This window comes from Pantoea sp. MT58, assembly GCF_014495885.1.
GTDB classification, from domain to species: Bacteria; Pseudomonadota; Gammaproteobacteria; order Enterobacterales; family Enterobacteriaceae; genus Pantoea; species Pantoea eucalypti.
On the sequence record NZ_CP061083.1, the window covers coordinates 764221 to 783417 of the forward strand.

Below are 19197 nucleotides of genomic sequence, written 5' to 3' on the forward strand. Positions count from 1 at the left end.
CTTAATGGCTTGCGGGCCTGGCCTGACTAACGCACATAGAGAGAGCAATTATGTATAACACCCTTGGCAATCAGTATGACAACTCCCTGGTTTCTAACGCCTTTGGTTTCATGCGTTTTCCGCTGAATTTCCAGCCTTACGACAGCGACGCCGAGTGGGTTATCACTGGCGTGCCATTTGATGCTGCAACATCGGGCCGTCCGGGCAGCCGCCTGGGTCCGGGCGCGATTCGTCAGATCTCCACCAATCTGGCCTGGGAAGGCTGCCGCTGGCCGTGGGATTTCGACCTGCGTCAGCGTCTGAACGTGGTCGACTGTGGCGATCTTGTTTACGCCTTCGGTGATTCGCAGGATCTTTCCGACAAGTTGCAGGCTCACGCGGAAAAACTGCTGGCCAGTGGCAAGCGCATGATGACTTTTGGCGGCGACCACTACGTTACGCTGCCACTGCTGCGCGCCCATGCAAAACACTTCGGTAAGATGGCGCTGGTGCATTTCGATGCGCATACCGACACTTACTCCAACGGCCCGACCTTCGACCACGGCACCATGTTCTTTACCGCGCCGAAAGAAGGTCTGATCGATCCACAGCATTCTGTGCAGATCGGTATCCGCACCGAATTCGACAGGAGCCTTGGCTTCAACGTGCTGGATGCGGCGCAGGTCAACGACCGCAGCGTTGACGATATCCTCGCGGAAGTGAAACGCACCGTTGGTGATCTGCCGATCTATCTGACCTTCGACATCGACTGTCTGGATCCGGCGCATGCGCCTGGCACCGGCACGCCAGTGATTGGCGGCCTGACCACGGATAAAGCGACCAAGCTGATCCGTGGCCTGCAGGGCATGAACATTGTCGGCATGGATCTGGTGGAAGTGGCACCGGGATACGATCATGCTGATCTGACTGCACTGGCGGCGGCGACGCTGGCGCTGGATATGCTGCATGTTCAGGCTGCAAACAAAGGTTAATCCTGTCATGAGCCTGCCGGGTTAACCTGGCAGGTTTTGCGCCGCCGGCTAATGCGGCACAGTGCCAGTAACGACCGCCATCCGCTTTTCCTCCTCAGGATTGTTTCCCTTTATCGCGACGCCCACTGCTCAGGCGTAACCGCGCATCAGCAGCTAAACTCATTGATATCAATTCTCAACGTGGAGGCAATCATGGGCTTTCTTGATGAACTGGCGGGATCGCTACAGGGCGCGCAGAGTGATGGGCATCTGCCCGGACAACTGCAGGCGGTCTGGCACTGGGTGCAGGAGCAGGGCGGTATTGAAGTGCTGCTACAAAAATTCCAGCAGGGCGGGCTGGGCGAGGTGTTTGGTTCGTGGATCGGCACCGGGGCGAATCAGCCGGTAGAACACAGCGATATCCACTCTGCATTTGGTCAGGCTGAGCTACAGTCACTGGCGGATAAGCTGGGAACCGACGTTAAGGGCGCCGCGGGCACGCTGGCGGTTATTCTGCCGCAGCTGATCGACAAAATGTCACCTCAGGGGCATATGGATGAGGCGTCGCTGCACGAGAATAAACTCGATTTAGGTTCGATGGTGGATCAGATATTCAAACGTTAGGCCAGTGATTCTGACCTGATCCGTACTGCAGGCGCATGCTGTGTGCATGCGCCTGTATCAGGCATTACTTCTTCGCGTCTGCCGCAATACGTTCACGGATGTGCTCGGCACGCGCTTCAGAAGCGGGGTGCGAGTCAAACATCGAGCTCTGACGTCCCTGTTCCAGCTTCGCCAGTTTCTCAAAGCTGGTCACCAGACCTTCCGGATTAATGTTGCGCTTCTTCATCAGATCGTAGGAGTAATCATCTGCCTGCGATTCCTGAGTCTGGGAGAACTGTGCGTTAACCAGTTTTTCACCCATCTCACCCAGTTGCGACTGAGACAGTGAACCGATCACGCCGCCAACTGATGCGGCTGCCGTGCGGGCGGCGGTTGTGGCATACGCCAGCTGCATCGCTTTACGCGTATGACCCAATGCAACGTGGCCCATCTCATGGCCCAGCACGCCTTCCACCTCATTGTCAGTCATCATATCCATCAGGCCGCTGTAAACGCGGATACAGCCGTTTGCCATCGCCCAGGCATTGACATCTTTGGTCTGATAAACCTTATAGTTCGCCGGAACGCCATTGATATTATCGCCCAGTGCGGCTGCAATCTTATTCAGACGCTGCTGATACTCACTGTTAGCGGGCGCCAGCTGATTATCCTTGTCCATCTGCTCACAGGATTTATCGCTCAGTTGCTTTACCTGATCGTCGCTCAGGCTATAAGCCTGATAGGCCTGCGCGCCAGATTGCATCAGCGCATTATTGTCTAAACCCTGACAGCCGCTGAGCATCGCTGTCAGGCCAAGTGCTAACACCATTTTTTTGGTTTTCATGCTGTATCCCATCCATAACAAGGTAAGAAAAACAAACACCTGAAACTCACTCAGATGAATAAACGATTTGGTTATAGCGTGCCAGTCTGCACTTTGCTAGCAGACCTGGCCGAAAAAGCCATACGAAGCGGTGACATTTAGCGTTTTACAACATGTACTTTTGACCTGACTTTCATGTACATTGATGGGCAACTTTTTCCTTGTTTTGCCCGGTAACTCATTAATAACAATCAGTTAAGGTGCGAAGCATTAATCCGACCTGGAGTAGAAAATGCCCTCTCGTAAAGAGCTTGCCAACGCCATTCGTGCGTTAAGTATGGATGCAGTACAGAAAGCGAAATCGGGACATCCGGGTGCCCCAATGGGCATGGCGGACATCGCTGAAGTACTCTGGCGCGGCTACCTGAACCACAACCCAACCAACCCGCTGTGGGCCGACCGCGACCGTTTCGTCCTCTCTAACGGTCACGGCTCAATGCTGATCTACAGCCTGCTGCACCTGACCGGCTACGATCTGCCACTGAGCGAACTGGAAAACTTCCGCCAGCTGCACTCAAAAACTCCAGGTCACCCTGAATATGGCTACACCGTGGGCGTTGAAACCACCACCGGTCCGCTGGGGCAGGGCATCGCCAACGCCGTCGGCTTCGCCATTGCTGAACGCACACTGGCCGCGCAGTTTAACCGTCCGGGTCATGACATCGTAGACCACAACACCTATGTCTTCATGGGTGATGGTTGCATGATGGAAGGTATTTCTCACGAAGTCTGCTCACTGGCGGGTACGCTGAAGCTGGGCAAACTGGTTGCCTTCTATGATGACAACGGTATTTCCATCGATGGTCACATTGATGGCTGGTTCACTGATGACACCGCTAAGCGCTTTGAAGCGTACGGCTGGCATGTCGTGCGCGGCGTAGACGGCCATGATGCAGATGCGATTGCTAAAGCGATCGACGAAGCGAAGAGCGTCAGCGACAAGCCTTCACTGCTGATGTGCAAAACCGTTATCGGCTTCGGTTCACCGAACAAAGCGGGCACCCATGATTCACACGGCGCGCCGCTGGGTGATGACGAAGTGGCACTGACCCGCAAACAGCTGGGCTGGAACCACGCACCGTTCGTTATTCCTTCAGACATCTACGCTGAGTGGGACGCGAAAGAAGCGGGCCAGGCGAAAGAAGCGGCATGGGATGAGAAATTCGCTGCGTATGCGCAGGCCCATCCTGAGCTGGCTGCTGAATTTAAACGTCGCGTGAGCAACGAACTGCCAGCTAACTGGCAGGAAGAGTCTCAGAAGTTCGTTGAACAGCTGCAGGCGAACCCGGCGAAGATCGCCAGCCGTAAAGCGTCACAGAATGCTATCGAAGCCTTTGGTAAAATTCTGCCGGAATACCTGGGCGGCTCAGCTGACCTGGCGCCGAGCAACCTGACTATCTGGTCTGGTTCTAAGCCAATCAACGAAGATGCTGCGGGTAACTACATCCATTACGGCGTGCGTGAATTCGGTATGACCGCTATCGCCAATGGTCTGGCACTGCATGGCGGCTTCCTGCCATACACCGCTACCTTCCTGATGTTCGTTGAGTATGCGCGTAACGCAGCGCGTATGGCGGCACTGATGAAGATCCGTCAGATCATGGTCTACACTCACGACTCAATCGGTCTGGGTGAAGATGGCCCGACGCATCAGCCGGTTGAGCAGATGGCGAGCCTGCGCACCACACCAAACATGAGCCTGTGGCGTCCATGTGACCAGGTAGAATCTGCGGTGGCGTGGAAATATGCTATCGAACGTCAGGATGGCCCAACGGCACTGATCTTCTCCCGTCAGAACCTGGCGCAGCAGGAACGTGATGCTGCACAGCTGGCTAACGTGGCGCGCGGTGGTTACGTGCTGAAAGATTGCGACGGCACCCCTGAGCTGATCCTGATCGCAACCGGTTCAGAAGTTGAACTGGCTGTCGGTGCCTGGGACAAACTCACCAGCGAAGGCCGCAAAGTGCGCGTGGTCTCGATGCCGTCAACCGATGCTTTCGACAAGCAGAGCGATGAATACCGTGAATCTGTGCTGCCGAAAGCCGTTAGCGCTCGCGTTGCTATTGAAGCGGGCATCGCTGATTACTGGTTCAAATACACGGGCCTGAATGGCGCTATCGTGGGTATGACCAGCTTCGGTGAATCTGCACCTGCAGATCAGCTGTTCGAGCTGTTTGGCTTTACCGTTGACAACGTCGTCGCGAAAGCGAAAGCGCTGCTGGCGTAATAACTGGCCAGGCGGGTCTGCTCCCGCCTGGTTGTGAAATTAAAGGGGCGATCCTTTCGTCCCTTTTGCTCTTTTATTCCTGCAGTAATAACACTTTCTGGCTTAAATTTGTGACGCAGATCCAAATTTATGCAGTCAGATTGATCGCAATCATTCCTGTTATTCCTTCCTTCTATTATTCTGGCTGAACCGTTTCAGTCGTCGGGCCAGCCGCCCTGATTTCGGACAATGCCGGGCAAGAATCTCCTGTACAAAATGCAGTGAAGCGCTCAGGCTAACGGCACGTTTTTTCAGTCTGACGTGGCAGGAGAGAAATGACGGTACGGATAGCGATAAATGGTTTTGGCCGGATTGGACGCAATGTCCTGCGCGCGCTCTATGAAACGGGCCGACGTGCAGAGATTACCGTGGTCGCGATTAATGAGCTGGCTGAAGCCACCGGTATGGCGCACCTGCTGAAATACGATACCAGCCATGGCCGTTTTGCTTTCGACGTTCGTCAGGAGCGCGATGTTATGTGGGTGGGTGGCGATACCCTGCGCATTTTGCACCGTGCAGACATAGCCGATTTGCCGTGGCGTGAACTCGATGTGGATGTGGTGCTGGACTGTACCGGCGTCTATGGCTCACGGGCTGATGGCGAAGCCCATCTGCAGGCGGGTGCCAAAAAAGTGCTGTTCTCTCATCCTGGCGGAAACGATCTCGACGCGACTGTCGTGTTCGGTGTTAACCAGCAGGATCTCACCGCCAGCGATCGCATCGTCTCCAATGCGTCCTGCACCACAAACTGCATTATTCCGGTCATTAAACTGCTGGATGATGCGTTTGGTATCGAATCCGGCACCGTCACGACGATCCACTCGGCGATGCACGATCAGCAGGTGATCGACGCCTATCACAGCGATCTGCGCCGGACCCGTGCGGCCAGTCAGTCCATCATTCCAGTGGATACGCGTCTGGCGGCAGGCATCACCCGTATTTTTCCGAAATTCAACGATCGCTTTGAGGCGATAGCCGTTCGCGTCCCGACGATTAACGTGACGGCCATTGATCTCAGCGTTTCTGTGCATAACGCGGTAACGGCATGTGACGTTAACACCTTGTTGCGAAGCGCGGCAGAAGGGGCATTTCGTGGTATAGTTGACTACACGGAATTACCGTTAGTCTCAGTAGATTTTAACCATGATCCGCACAGTGCCATTGTGGACGGAACACAAACGCGGGTCAGCGGTCAACACCTTATCAAGACACTGGTCTGGTGTGACAATGAATGGGGCTTTGCTAACCGAATGCTCGACACGACGTTAGCGATGGCCGCAAGCGGTTTCAGGTAAGACGCGGTTTGCGTCTGGCAAAACTTATGAGAATCAACGAGAGGATTCACCATGTCTGTAATTAAGATGACCGATCTGGATCTGGCTGGTAAACGCGTTCTGATCCGTGCCGATCTGAACGTACCAGTTAAAGAAGGTAAAGTGACGTCTGATGCACGTATCCGTGCTTCTCTGCCAACCATTGAAGCGGCGTTGAAACAGGGCGCGAAAGTAATGGTTACCTCTCACCTGGGTCGTCCGACCGAAGGTGAATACAACGAAGAGTTCTCGCTGCTGCCGGTAGTTAACTACCTGAAAGAGAAGCTGAGCGGCACCACTGTGACCCTGGCAAAAGATTACCTCGATGGCGTTGAAGTGGGCGCTGGCGAACTGGTTGTGCTGGAAAACGTTCGCTTTAACAAAGGCGAAAAGAAAGATGACGAAGCGCTGTCTAAAAAATATGCCGCCCTGTGCGACGTATTTGTGATGGACGCGTTTGGTACTGCGCACCGCGCGCAGGCTTCTACCCACGGCGTTGGAAAATTTGCCCCTATCGCCTGTGCCGGTCCGCTGCTTTCTGCAGAACTGGAAGCGCTGGGTAAGGTCATGAGCAACCCTGAGCGTCCGCTGGTGGCTGTTGTTGGTGGTTCTAAAGTCTCTACCAAATTTGATGTGCTGCAGTCTCTGGTCAAAATCGCGGACACCGTGATTGTCGGCGGCGGCATTGCGAACACCTTCGTGGCTATCGACAACAATGTCGGCAAGTCACTGTATGAACCCGACTTCGTTGAAGCGGCTAAAGGCCTGCGCGATCAGCACGGTATCCCGGTTCCAACTGACTCTCGCGTCGGCACAGAATTCTCTGAAACTGCGCCAGCGATCGTGAAAAAGGTTTCGGAAGTAGCAGATAACGAAGAGATTATGGACTTCGGTGATGAAACCGCTCAGGCCATGGCTGCCATCCTGAAAGAGGCTAAAACCATCCTGTGGAATGGCCCGGTGGGCGTGTTTGAGTTCCCTAACTTCCGTAAAGGCACCGAGATCGTGGCTAACGCGATTGCAGACAGCGATGCCTTCTCTGTTGCAGGCGGCGGCGATACCTTAGCGGCTATCGACCTGTTCGGCATCGAAGACAAAATTTCCTACATCTCTACCGGCGGTGGTGCGTTCCTGGAGTTCGTGGAAGGCAAAAAACTGCCAGCAGTTGCCATGCTGGAAGAGCGTGCGAAGCAGTAATCCTTTGGGGGCGATGCCTCGCGGCATCGTCTGAAGTCTTGCCCATCTGGGCGTTTAAATCGACGTTCCTTTAAGGGAACAACGGTCACGAAACAGGACACAATCATGTCTAAAATTTTTGATTTCGTAAAACCCGGCGTTGTCACTGGTGATGACGTACAGAAGATCTTCAAAGTTGCGAAAGAGAACAAATTCGCACTGCCAGCCGTGAACTGCGTCGGCACCGACTCCATCAATGCGGCACTGGAAGCGGCAGCGAAAGTGAAAGCGCCAATCATCATCCAGTTCTCTAACGGTGGTGCTGCATTTATCGCCGGTAAAGGCTTCAAGACTGACAAACCACAGGGCGCGGCAATCTTCGGTGCTATCGCCGGTGCACACCATGTTCACCTGATGGCAGAGCAGTATGGCGTGCCGGTTATCCTGCACACTGACCACTGCGCGAAGAAACTGCTGCCGTGGATCGATGGTCTGCTGGACGCGGGCGAAGAGTACTTCCAGAAAAACGGTAAGCCACTGTTCTCTTCTCACATGATCGACCTGTCAGAAGAGTCACTGGAAGAGAACATCGAAATCAGCAGCAAGTATCTGGCGCGCATGGCGAAACTCGACATGACGCTGGAAATCGAACTGGGCTGCACCGGTGGTGAAGAAGATGGCGTGGATAACAGCCATATGGACGCATCTGCTCTCTACACCCAGCCAGAAGATGTGAACTACGCATACGAAAAACTGAATGCTATCAGCCCGCGCTTCACCATTGCGGCTTCATTCGGCAACGTACACGGCGTTTACAAGCCAGGTAACGTGAAACTGACCCCAACCATTCTGCGTGATTCGCAGAAATTCGTGTGTGAAAAACATGGCCTGCCGCACAACGCGCTGGACTTCGTTTTCCACGGCGGTTCAGGTTCTTCAGCTGCAGAAATCGAAGAGTCTATCAGCTACGGCGTGATCAAGATGAACATCGATACCGATACCCAATGGGCAACCTGGGACGGCATCCTGCAGTACTACAAAAAGAATGAAGGCTATCTGCAGTCGCAGCTGGGTAACCCGGAAGGCGACGACAAGCCAAACAAAAAATACTACGACCCACGCGTCTGGCTGCGTTCAGCCCAGGCCTCAATGGTCGTGCGTCTGGAGCAGGCTTTCAAAGAGCTCAACGCTGTCGACGTTCTGTAACTGATATTGAGTTACGGTATAAACTGTCTTCTGTATAAAAAAGGCCCGAAAGGGCCTTTTTTTTGATCTTTTTTCGCCGGATTTGCGTCAAAGGTCATGCAGGTTTGGCACACCGGCATTTATTGTTTACCCTTTTGTCAGGGATTGTCAGAGCTGTTCTGACAATCTGTTGTTACTTCCCTTGGGAATTTAATTACAGGATGGTTCCATGCAGGATACGGGTATGTTTGATGAGCTTAACAACGCAGGTAACTGGATAGTACGCAATCAGGAGCTGCTGATAAGCTATGCGGTGAACATTGTCGCAGCTATTGCGATTATCTTTGTGGGTATGATTGTTGCACGCATCATCTCCAACACCGTTAATCGTCTGCTGTGCGCACGTCATATTGATACGACCGTTGCTGACTTTTTGTCGGCGCTGGTGCGCTACGGCATTATCGCCTTCACACTTATCGCGGCGCTGGGTCGCATTGGCGTACAGACCACCTCGGTTATTGCCATCCTCGGTGCGGCCGGTCTGGCTGTGGGTCTGGCCTTAAAAGATTCACTGTCAAACCTGGCTGCCGGCGTACTGCTGGTGATCTTCCGCCACTTCCGCACCGGTGAGTTTGTGGATCTGGGTGGCATCATGGGCACAGTCATGAACGTGCAGATCTTCTCTACGACGCTCAAGTCAGCGGATGGCAAGCGCGTGGTGGTGCCGAACGGTAAAATCCTTGCCGGAAACATCGTTAACTTTTCGCGCGAGCCGGTACGCCGCAATGAATTTATTATCGGCGTCTCCTACGATGCCGATGTGGATCAGGTTCTGACGCTGCTGCGGGAAGTCGTTGAAGCAGATGAACGTGTACTAAAAGATATGGGTATCCAGATTGGGCTTAACGAGTTAGCCGCATCCTCAATGAATTTTGTCGTGCGCTGCTGGAGCAACAGTGGAGACCTGCAAAACGTCTACTGGGATCTGATGAAGAACTTCAAGCGTACGCTGGATGGCAAAGGAATTGGTATTCCTTATCCGCAGATGGATGTGCATCTGCACCGCGTCAGACCGTCAGATACACCTGCACCAGAGACACAACCGCAGTAATTTGTTCAATGGGCGGCGTCTGTCGCCCATTAATTTTGCTAATCGTGGATTAATTCTTTCAATTTCCGCTAATCATATCCTCTCTTTATACTTCCCCACATCTGACCATGTGAGGACGTAATTCTGTGATATCTCTCTACTTTCAGGGGCTTGCCCTGGGCGCTGCGCTGATCCTGCCATTGGGGCCACAAAACGCATTTGTGATGAATCAGGGCGTGAAACGTCAGTATCATCTGATGACGGCGGCACTCTGCTCACTGAGCGATATTCTGCTGATATGCGGCGGCATCTTTGGCGGCAGCGCCCTGCTAAGCCAGTCTCCGCTGCTGCTGATGGTCATCACCTGGGCAGGCGTAGCCTTTCTGCTCTGGTATGGCTGGGGTGCGCTGCGAAGCGCTTTTCGTGGCAACGCCGATCTGGCGGATGGCGAGCCACTGAAGCAGAGCAGGGGACGCATTATCGCAACATTGCTGGCGGTAACCTGGCTCAATCCGCACGTCTATCTCGACACTTTTGTGGTGCTGGGCAGTCTTGGCGGCCAGTTGCCCAGCACCACGGCGCGTCAGTGGTTCGCGCTGGGCACCGTCAGCGCGTCGATCCTGTGGTTTTTCGGCCTGGCGCTGCTGGCCGCGTGGCTGTCACCGCGCCTGCGCACCGCGAAAGCACAGCGTGTGATTAACCTGCTGGTCGGCGCGGTAATGTGGTTTATCGCCCTGCAACTGGCGCGTCAGGGTATTGCCGGTTTTTGATCTTAGCCTCGATCCCGGGCGGTAATTGCCGCGCTGCGGACGAACTTTTGGCATAATGACCACTCAAAGCATGGCGCATACCGATGCGCTGTTGGGCTTCGCCGGTTGGAAGCCGTCATAGTGACCTTTTCAAGGAGGACTTTCATGAAACTGAAAGCATTGGCTCTGGCCGCAATCATGAGCGCCGGGGCATTGCCTGGCGTACACGCTGATGAGTTACCGAACGGACCGCACGTGGTGACCTCAGGCAAGGCAACGGTCGATGCTCGTCCCGATATCGCGACCCTCTCTATCGTTGTGAACGTGTCATCGAAAGATGCCGCAGATGCGAAAAAACAGGCAGATAGCCGGGTTGCGCAATATTTCGATTTTCTGCAGAAGAATGGCATCGAGAAAAAAGATATCGATGCGGCTAACCTGAGCACGCAGCCAGAGTACGACTACACCAAAGAGGGTAAATCCGTACTGAAAGGCTATCGTGCTGTGCGTCAGGTACAGGTCACCCTGCGTCAGCTGGACAAGCTGAATGATCTGCTGGACGGAGCACTGAAATCCGGTCTGAATGAGGTGCGTAGCGTCGAGTTAGGCGTGGCAAACCCGGAAAGCTATAAAGAGCAGGCGCGTAAAGCGGCGATTAAAAACGCCACTCAGCAGGCATCGCAACTGGCTGAAGGCTTTAACGCGAAGCTGGGATCGATCTACAGCATCCGTTATCAGGTCGCCAACTATCAGCCAATGCCGATGAACCGCATGTACAAAGCGGCGGCAGCGGCAGATACCTCGGCGCAGGAGACTTATGACCAGCAGAGCATCAACTTTGACGATCAGGTTGATGTAGTGTTTGAGATTAAGCCCAACGCGGCACAATAAAAAAACGGGGCTTTTGCCCCGTTTTTGTTTTCAGGCGGCGACGTCATTCTGACGCAGCACCCGATGTCCATGTGCAATCAGCGCATCGGTCACCCGACGCATTAACCGGCTTTCAGGCGCAAACCGATGCCAGTAGAGCATCCGGCGCTGATACAATCCCGGCGTCAAATCGATTAACTCACCGCTCGCCAGCTCACGTTCAATCTGAAGATGTGGAATCATACAGCAGGTCGATCCCTGTCGGGCCATCTGCACAAAGGCTTCAGACGAGTTCACAATGTGGCAGGGCACACTGCCAGGTGAAAGGTCAAAGTTCTGCTGCAGGAAAGCCTGGTGCATATCATCAAGATGATCAAAAGCCACGGCAGGCGCTTTCAGCAGGGCAGAGCGGGTAACGCCGTTTGGAAAGAAGCGTTCAGCAAAGTCGCGTGACGCCACAAACAGGTAGTCGAGCGCACCCAGCTGATCCACCAGGCAACTCGGCAGCGGCTGCGGCTGAATACTCACCGCACCCACCACTTCACCCCGACGCAGACGCTCCTGAGTGCGTGTTTCATCTTCAACCTGCAGATTCAGGCGAACGGGGGAGTCAGCCAGCACATCTTTTAGCGCAGGCAGCAACCAGGTCGCCAGACTGTCGGCGTTGACCGCCAGCGACAGCAGCAGCGGCGTGGTGCCACTGTTCTCATCGCCCAGCCACTCCTCTTCCAGCAATTCCACCTGATGCAGTAACGCCAGTAGTTTTTGGCCCTGTTCGGTCGGGCGCGGCGGCACAGTGCGCACCAGCAGCGGCTGACCAAACAGGTTCTCCAGCTGCTTGATTCGCTGTGAAACTGCAGACTGAGTGATACACAATTTTTGTGCGGCACGCTCAAATCCGCGTTCGCGGATCACTGAATCCAGCGCCTGAAGCGTTCGATAATCCGGGCGTTTCATTAATATTCATTCTCCTTCAGGATGGACGTCACTATGCCACAAAACTGTTATCTGTGATGGTTCTCTTGTTTTTGTGGACTGGCTTGCAAAGCGATAAATCCACGTCGGTCAGCCGAGCATTTTCAGCAAGCCTTGTTTTATACTACGCGCACTTCGTTGTCGCACAGGTTTTAAACATACCATGACCCAGGATGAACTGAAAAAAGCCGTTGGCTGGGCTGCACTTGATTACGTGCAGCCGGGCACCATTGTTGGCGTAGGCACCGGCTCCACCGCTGCCCACTTTATCGATGCGCTTGCCACGGTCAGGCATCAGATCGACGGTGCCGTCTCCAGCTCAGATGCCTCCACCCAGAAGCTGAAAAGCCTGGGCATTCAGGTTTTTGACCTGAATGAGATTGATGTGCTGTCGGTTTACGTCGATGGCGCGGATGAGATCAACCCGCAGATGCAGATGATTAAAGGCGGCGGCGCGGCGCTGACGCGTGAAAAGATTGTGGCTGCAGTGGCTGAAACCTTTATCTGTATCGCTGACGCCTCGAAAGAGGTGGATGTACTGGGCCGCTTCCCGCTGCCGGTTGAAGTGATTCCGATGGCACGCAGTTATGTGGCGCGTCAGCTGGTGAAAATGGGCGGCTTACCGGAGTATCGTCAGAACGTGGTAACGGATAACGGTAACATTATTCTCGACGTGCATAATCTGCGTATCCTGGATCCGATTGAGCTGGAAAAAACCATCAATGCGTTGCCTGGCGTCGTCACTGTCGGCCTTTTTGCCGCGCGCGGTGCCGATATTGCACTGATTGGCGGACCTGATGGGGTCAAAACTATCAAAAAATGATCTGTCTGGCGCCGTAAAGGCGTCAGTTATTTCTGCCTGAAAATCATCTTTTCTCACACTGGTGAAATTTGGTGACTTATGTCACATAAGCGTCATCGGCAGCGGGTTCGTTCTCTCTTCTTTGCCTCTCTCATGATTTTGTCCGGCAATGTACTGCTGGCAGCCGCTGCCGTGCTGGCTGCCGGGCAATCGTTTGTATTGCCGGACGCGATTTTTTTGATATTTTGACAGAAGGCTGGCTTATGGTAGTCCTCATTGAATGCTGAATAGGATTGGGAAATGGCAAAGGTATCACTGGAAAAAGATAAGATTAAGTTCCTGCTGGTGGAAGGTGTCCATCAGAGCGCGCTGGATAACCTGCGGGCTGCAGGCTATACCAACATCGAATTCCACAAGGGCGCGCTGGACTCCGACGCGTTAAAAGCATCGATTCGCGATGCACACTTCATTGGTATCCGTTCCCGCTCCCAGCTCACTGAAGAGATTTTTGCGGCGGCTGAAAAGCTGGTCGCCGTTGGCTGTTTCTGTATCGGCACCAACCAGGTTGATCTGCAGGCTGCTGCCAGCCGTGGCATTCCGGTGTTCAACGCGCCGTTCTCCAATACCCGCTCGGTTGCGGAGCTGGTGATTGGTGAGATGCTGCTGATGCTGCGTGGCATCCCGGAAGCGAACGCGAAAGCGCACCGTGGCATCTGGAACAAGATAGCCAAAGGCTCATTTGAAGCACGTGGCAAAAAGCTGGGTATCATCGGTTACGGTCATATCGGGATGCAGCTGGGCGTGCTGGCAGAAAGCCTGGGCATGCATGTTTTCTTCTACGACATTGAAAACAAGTTGCCGCTGGGAAATGCCACCCAGGTACGCCATCTGGCCGATCTGCTCAACATGAGCGACGTTGTCAGCCTGCACGTGCCGGAAACTGCCTCAACACAGGATATGATCGGTGCAGAACAGCTGGCGCAGATGAAGCCCGGTGCGCTGCTGATTAACGCCTCACGCGGTACCGTAGTCGATATCCCGGCGCTGTGTGATGCGCTGGCCAGTAAACATGTTGGTGGCGCGGCCATCGACGTCTTCCCGACAGAACCCGCCACCAACAGCGAGCCGTTTATCTCTCCACTGAGTGAATTCGACAACGTGATCCTGACGCCGCACATTGGCGGTTCGACGGAAGAAGCGCAGGAGAACATCGGGATTGAAGTGGCGGGCAAGCTGGCGAAATATTCCGATAACGGCTCGACGCTGTCAGCTGTTAACTTCCCGGAAGTCTCACTGCCGATTCACGGTATCAGCGCTAGTCGTCTGCTGCACATCCATGAGAACCGTCCAGGCGTGCTGACAGCCATCAACCAGATCTTCGCAGAGCAGGGCATCAACATCGCCGCCCAGTATCTGCAAACCTCGCCGTTTATGGGCTATGTGGTTATCGACATTGATGCCGAGCCAGAAGTGGCCGAGAACGCGCTGCAGCTGATGAAGGCGATTCCGGGTACTATCCGCGCCCGTCTGCTTTACTAAGCGATGCAGACACGAAGTGGCGCTAAATAGCGCCACTTCGTGCTATCAGGTACGATCTGCTGTGAGGCTGAGCCTGCTCAGTAAAAACGGTCAGATCGGAAAGTCGCAAACACGTCATTCCTGACTGCCTGGCCCGCGCGGGGGCCGCTTTCCTCTTCTTACCGTGTCCCCTTCGCGTGGTGCTATTTCATTGTTGCAAAATTCGCCCTGATTCGGGGTGCTGATCCGTCTGAAAAAGCCCATAACAGCGGCTCTTCTACTCCCACTGCCAGAGCTTTGACGGCGTCATTACCGCCGGCAAAGGTACATCCCATTCTGCCACCGGCAGGCTATCGACCTGCTGACAATCGTGGGCCAGACCAACCGGCAAAAAGCCGTGCTGTCGCCAGTTCTGCAGGGTGCGATCGTAGAAGCCGCCGCCCATGCCCAGACGCTGCCCATGCTGATCAAACGCCACCAATGGCACCATCATCAGATCCAACTGATCAAGCGTGATCAACTGCCGGATATCCAGCGGCGGTTCAGGAATACGTAGTTTATTGATATGCAATGGGGTATCGGGCGTGTAGCGCAGAAAAAGTAAATGACCGGGCGAGAAGGGATGCAAAACGGGCAGATAGACCGCTTTCTTCAGATGCCAGAGCCTGGCAATCAGCGGACGGGTATTCAGCTCACCATCAACTGACAGGAACAGGGCAATGTTGCGCGCGTGAGTAATCGGCGCATAGTTAAGGGCAAGTTCAGCGAGCTGTTCGGCCGCCTGGGCCTGCTGATCTTCAGTCATTGCACGGCGCAAATGGCGTACCTGCTGACGGATAACCTGACGCTGTATCATTGAAGGTGATGACATGGAAGATTCAGACATGATTTCCCCGCCTGATAAGTCGCTGAACAGCGACTATAACATGTCGGTATGGGGATGAAAGCAGGACTGCAGGAAGAGAGATCTCCGAGATGCCGCCGTAGGCTGTAACCCTTGAACCCTTGGTTCAAGGTGAACATGCCGTCATAACCATCAGGCTTCTCGGACGAACCGAGCATGCACACAGGTTACGAGCGTCACATTCTGTTTTTTCGAAATATCGGCTCAGGGGACTGGCCCACATGCAAACATCTCAGAGAAAATTTACCTCACCGTTACTTTAGTATAGCAACCATGAAGTTTTATTCGAACTTCGCACCCTCACGCTCAGAGATGCGACCTTGCTCAACTAATGCCTGTTCAATCGTCTGCTGCAACATACGGATACGCTGTTCCATATTAGCAGCATAATCGCGCGTTTTCACTTTCTCTTGCGCCAGCTCGTGGCAGACGTTTAACGCGGCGATGAACACCAGTTGTTCTGTATTGGTGACTCTAGTGCGAACTTTTAGATCTTGCAACCGTTGATTGAGATCTTCAGCCGCGCTATTGAGCGCATCTTGCTGCTCTGGCGGACAATTCACTCTCAACGAACGACCAAAAATTTGTAAATCTACCGGTTGTGCAGACATGCCACCTTCCTGACTGATTACTTCGCTCGCAACTCCCTTAGCTGTCAATGGCTTGGGAGGCGGGCAACTATATAGACCCACGAAATAAGATACAACCCCTTTTCTGGAAACCTTGAGGCAGCTAGTGGTAGCATAACACGAACTTATTCTGCCAACGACGATGAAAACTTATGTCCTTACAGAACGCAACCCCCGATTACAACGCGCTCGCGGCAGTGCTCTCACAGCAGGGTGTTGGTATGACGCCTGCAGAAATGCATGGCCTGCTAAGCGGCATCCTCTGCGGCGGTAACCAGGACACCAGCTGGAAAACGCTGGTACACGATCTGGCTAACGAAGGCATGGCGTTTTCACACACGCTTGCGGTGCCGCTGGCGGCGCTGCACGAGCACACGGCCACTACGCTGGAAGATGAGGGTTTCCTGTTTCAGCTCATGCTGCCTGCGGACGACGACATCACCGTATTTGACCGTGCCGATGCGCTGGCAGGCTGGGTTAACCATTTTCTGCTCGGTCTGGGCGTAACACAGCCTAAACTGGATAAAGTCACCGGCGAAACCGGCGAAGCAATCGATGATTTGCGTACGATTGCCCAACTCGGTTACGAAGAGGATGAAGACCAGGAAGAACTGGAGCAGTCGCTGGAAGAGGTGATTGAATATGTGCGTGTCGCTGCACTGCTGTGCCACGATACCTTCACTCGTCCGCAGCCAACCGCGCCAGAAGTGCAAAAACCGACGCTACACTAATTTCAGGTCAACGCGTTTAACCGGTCAGTTTACAGGGAGTGCAGAGATGATTTCACTGGAACGATACCTGCAGCGTCGTCAGGCGCTGCTGGCGAAGATGGTGCCTGGCAGCGCAGCGCTGATTTTTGCTGCGCCTGAAGTGACGCGCAGTAACGACACCGAATATCCCTTCCGCCAGAGCAGCGACTTCAGTTATTTCACCGGCTTTAATGAGCCGCAGGCATTGCTGGTGCTGATCAAAAGCGATGAAAATCACAACCACAGCGTGCTGTTTAACCGCGTGCGTGACCCCGCAGCGGAAGTCTGGTCTGGTCGTCGATTGGGTCAGGAGGCCGCGCCCGATAAACTCGGCGTGGATCGTGCCTTACCCTGGACCGATATTGGTGAACAGCTGCACCTGCTGCTGAACGGCCTGGATGTGATTTACCATGCGCAGGGCGAATATGCTCACGCAGACACTCTGGTGTTCAGCGCACTGGATAAACTGCGTCGCGGTTTCCGCCAGAATCTTAGCGCGCCAGCCACCGTCACTGACTGGCGTCCATGGGTGCATGAGATGCGCCTGTTTAAAGATGCGGATGAAATTGAGTTGTTACGCCGCGCCGGGAAAATCAGTGCACTGGCGCATACTCGCGCGATGCAAACCTGTCAGCCGGGCATGTTTGAGTATCAGCTGGAAGGGGAGATCCATCACGAATTTACCCGTCACGGCGCGCGTTATCCCTCCTATAACACCATTGTGGGGGCCGGCGAGAACGGCTGCATTCTGCACTACACCGAAAACGAAAGTGAGATGCGCGACGGCGATCTGGTGCTGATCGATGCTGGCTGTGAATTCCACGGCTATGCCGGTGATATCACCCGTACCTTCCCGGTTAACGGCCGATTCAGCCCGGCGCAGCGCGCCATTTATGACATCGTTCTGGCTTCGCTGAAGCGATCGCTTGAGATGTTCCGGCCTGGTGTCAGCATTCGCGAAGTGAATGACGAAGTGGTGCGCATTATGATGACCGGTCTGGTGGAGCTGGGTATCCTGGAGGGTGACATCGATACCCTGATCGCCGAAGACGCACATCGCCAGTTCTATATGCATGGCCTGGGCCACTGGCTGGGGCTGGACGTTCACGACGTAGGTCACTACGGCACCCCGAGTCGCGATCGGATTCTGGAGCCGGGCATGGTGTTAACCGTTGAGCCGGGTCTCTATATCGGGCCGGATGCGGATGTACCCGCGCAATATCGCGGCATTGGCATCCGAATCGAAGATGACATTGTGATCACGGAAGAGGGCATTGAGAATCTCACCGACAGCGTCGTGAAAGAAGCCGATGAGATTGAAGCACTGATGGCGGCGGCAAAACAGGCATGACAATTCTGATTGCCGGAGGCGGCATGACCGGGGCGACGCTGGCGCTGGCGATCTCCCATCTCACCCAGGGCACACTGCCGGTGACGCTGATTGAAAGCAGCGAGCCAGGCAGCCGGGCGCATCCCGGTTTTGACGGCCGCGCGATTGCCCTCGCGGCCGGAACCTGCCAGCAACTGGCGGATATCAACCTGTGGCAGCGCATTGCCCGTTGCGCCACGCCGATTACCCATATCCATGTCTCCGATCGCGGTCACGCGGGCTTTGTGTCACTGGCGGCGGCTGATTATGACATTCCGGCGCTGGGGCAGGTTGTCGAGCTGTTTGATGTCGGTCAGCGGCTGTTTGCGGAACTGAAAAAAGCGCCAGGCGTGACGCTGCGCTGTCCTGCACGCGTTACCCAGGCTCACCGAAGCGACCAGCAGGTTGAGGTGACACTGGACAGTGGCGAACAACTCAGCGGCAAGCTGCTGGTGGCCGCGGATGGCACGCGCTCTGCCCTGGCCGCCTCGTGCGGTATTCAGTGGCAAAGAGACGACTATCAGCAGCTCGCGGTAATTGCCAATGTCTCCACTGCGCTGCCCCATCAGGGCCGCGCTTTCGAGCGTTTCACCGAGCATGGCCCGCTGGCGCTGCTGCCGATGTCTGGCAACCGTCTCTCGCTGGTCTGGTGTCATCCGCTTTCGCAGCGCGAACGCATTGAGCAGTGGAGCGAGGCTGAATTCCTGAGTCAGCTGCAGCGTGCCTTTGGCTGGCGGCTGGGCAAATTTACTCACACGGGTCAGCGAGAATACTACCCGCTGGCGCTGCACCGGGCGATGTCGCCGGTGACGCACCGTGTGGCGGTGGTGGGCAATGCAGCACAGACGCTGCATCCCATTGCCGGGCAGGGTTTCAATCTTGGCCTGCGCGATGTGATGTCGCTGGCTGAAACGCTGGCAGCCGCCCATCGTCAACAGCAGGATCCCGGCAGCTATACCGTGCTGCATCATTACCTGCAGCGTCGTCAGCCCGATCGCGCCGCCACTATCGGCATCACCGACGGACTGGTGCGCGTTTTTGCAAACCAGTATGGTCCACTGGTGGCAGGACGTAACCTGGGCCTGCTGGCGATGGATCATCTGCCGTGGCTACGAAATCAACTGGCTGAGCGTACGCTTGGCTGGGTTAAGCGTTAATAAAGAGGC

Annotated in this window: 18 protein-coding genes and 1 other RNA gene; 14 read left to right on the top strand and 5 right to left on the bottom strand. The window is 54.7% G+C overall.

The window, feature by feature from the left end:
• Positions 1-50 precede the first annotated feature (50 nt).
• Positions 51-971, top strand: a complete 921-nt coding sequence (gene speB / locus IAI47_RS03665) for an agmatinase (RefSeq protein ID WP_003853366.1) — start codon at positions 51-53, stop codon at positions 969-971.
• Between the two features lie 192 nt (positions 972-1163).
• Positions 1164-1574: a YidB family protein gene (locus tag IAI47_RS03670; RefSeq protein WP_008925681.1), complete on the top strand. Its 411-nt coding sequence runs from the start codon at positions 1164-1166 to the stop codon at positions 1572-1574.
• 64 nt (positions 1575-1638) lie between these two features.
• Here IAI47_RS03670 and IAI47_RS03675 read toward each other — a convergent pair whose 3' ends face one another.
• A complete protein-coding gene (locus IAI47_RS03675; protein WP_003853364.1) occupies positions 1639-2397 on the bottom strand; it encodes a M48 family metallopeptidase in 759 nt (252 codons plus the stop codon).
• 271 nt (positions 2398-2668) lie between these two features.
• On the opposite strand from IAI47_RS03675, the gene tkt reads away from it, so the two are divergent.
• From tkt to IAI47_RS03710, 7 genes are all read left to right on the top strand, one after another.
• On the top strand, positions 2669-4663 hold the full coding sequence (gene tkt / locus IAI47_RS03680) for a transketolase (RefSeq protein ID WP_008925680.1): 1995 nt from the start codon (positions 2669-2671) through the stop codon (positions 4661-4663).
• Positions 4664-4977: 314 nt separating this feature from the next.
• The gene (gene epd / locus IAI47_RS03685; RefSeq protein WP_003853362.1) at positions 4978-5997 is read left to right on the top strand and encodes an erythrose-4-phosphate dehydrogenase; all 1020 of its coding nucleotides are present in this window, start codon (positions 4978-4980) and stop codon (positions 5995-5997) included.
• 51 nt (positions 5998-6048) lie between these two features.
• Positions 6049-7212 carry a phosphoglycerate kinase gene (gene pgk, locus IAI47_RS03690; RefSeq protein WP_187961170.1) on the top strand — a complete coding sequence of 388 codons (1164 nt, stop codon included), beginning with the start codon at positions 6049-6051 and terminating at the stop codon, positions 7210-7212.
• 105 nt (positions 7213-7317) lie between these two features.
• Entirely contained in the window at positions 7318-8397 is a 1080-nt protein-coding gene (gene fbaA / locus IAI47_RS03695; RefSeq protein WP_003852838.1) for a class II fructose-bisphosphate aldolase, read from the top strand.
• Between the two features lie 208 nt (positions 8398-8605).
• Complete coding sequence (mscS, locus tag IAI47_RS03700) at positions 8606-9487, top strand: small-conductance mechanosensitive channel MscS (RefSeq protein WP_003852840.1); 882 nt, start codon at positions 8606-8608, stop codon at positions 9485-9487.
• A 125-nt stretch (positions 9488-9612) separates the two neighbouring features.
• Positions 9613-10236, top strand: a complete 624-nt coding sequence (gene argO / locus IAI47_RS03705) for an arginine exporter ArgO (RefSeq protein ID WP_003852843.1) — start codon at positions 9613-9615, stop codon at positions 10234-10236.
• A 144-nt stretch (positions 10237-10380) separates the two neighbouring features.
• Entirely contained in the window at positions 10381-11106 is a 726-nt protein-coding gene (locus tag IAI47_RS03710) for an oxidative stress defense protein (RefSeq protein ID WP_003852844.1), read from the top strand.
• Positions 11107-11136: 30 nt separating this feature from the next.
• Here the strand turns inward: IAI47_RS03710 and IAI47_RS03715 are convergent, their stop codons facing one another.
• The gene (locus tag IAI47_RS03715) at positions 11137-12042 is read right to left on the bottom strand and encodes a LysR family transcriptional regulator ArgP (RefSeq protein WP_008925678.1); all 906 of its coding nucleotides are present in this window, start codon (positions 12040-12042) and stop codon (positions 11137-11139) included.
• Positions 12043-12223: 181 nt separating this feature from the next.
• Between IAI47_RS03715 and rpiA the strand changes: the two genes are divergently transcribed.
• A complete protein-coding gene (rpiA, locus tag IAI47_RS03720) occupies positions 12224-12883 on the top strand; it encodes a ribose-5-phosphate isomerase RpiA (RefSeq protein WP_003852846.1) in 660 nt (219 codons plus the stop codon).
• A 279-nt stretch (positions 12884-13162) separates the two neighbouring features.
• Positions 13163-14401 (top strand): phosphoglycerate dehydrogenase, encoded by a 1239-nt coding sequence (serA, locus tag IAI47_RS03725; protein ID WP_003852850.1) that lies wholly within the window; start codon positions 13163-13165, stop codon positions 14399-14401.
• Positions 14402-14657: 256 nt separating this feature from the next.
• On the opposite strand, the gene IAI47_RS03730 is transcribed toward serA, so the two are convergent.
• The 3 genes from IAI47_RS03730 to zapA form a co-directional block, all read right to left on the bottom strand.
• Positions 14658-15251, bottom strand: coding sequence for a 5-formyltetrahydrofolate cyclo-ligase (locus IAI47_RS03730; RefSeq protein WP_033743153.1), 594 nt, complete (start codon positions 15249-15251; stop codon positions 14658-14660).
• A gap of 92 nt (positions 15252-15343) precedes the next feature.
• A non-coding RNA gene (gene ssrS / locus IAI47_RS03735) (6S RNA) lies at positions 15344-15526 on the bottom strand.
• 39 nt (positions 15527-15565) lie between these two features.
• A complete protein-coding gene (gene zapA, locus IAI47_RS03740; RefSeq protein ID WP_008925677.1) occupies positions 15566-15895 on the bottom strand; it encodes a cell division protein ZapA in 330 nt (109 codons plus the stop codon).
• Positions 15896-16065: 170 nt separating this feature from the next.
• Between zapA and IAI47_RS03745 the strand changes: the two genes are divergently transcribed.
• From IAI47_RS03745 to ubiH, 3 genes are read left to right on the top strand one after another with little or no spacing between them, the layout of a single operon-like run.
• The gene (locus IAI47_RS03745; protein WP_003852855.1) at positions 16066-16644 is read left to right on the top strand and encodes a YecA family protein; all 579 of its coding nucleotides are present in this window, start codon (positions 16066-16068) and stop codon (positions 16642-16644) included.
• Between the two features lie 46 nt (positions 16645-16690).
• Positions 16691-18013 carry a Xaa-Pro aminopeptidase gene (gene pepP, locus IAI47_RS03750; protein ID WP_008925676.1) on the top strand — a complete coding sequence of 441 codons (1323 nt, stop codon included), beginning with the start codon at positions 16691-16693 and terminating at the stop codon, positions 18011-18013.
• Positions 18010-19188 (top strand): 2-octaprenyl-6-methoxyphenyl hydroxylase, encoded by a 1179-nt coding sequence (gene ubiH, locus IAI47_RS03755; protein ID WP_033743128.1) that lies wholly within the window; start codon positions 18010-18012, stop codon positions 19186-19188. The genes pepP and ubiH overlap by 4 nt, the downstream gene beginning before the upstream one ends.
• Positions 19189-19197: the final 9 nt, after the last annotated feature.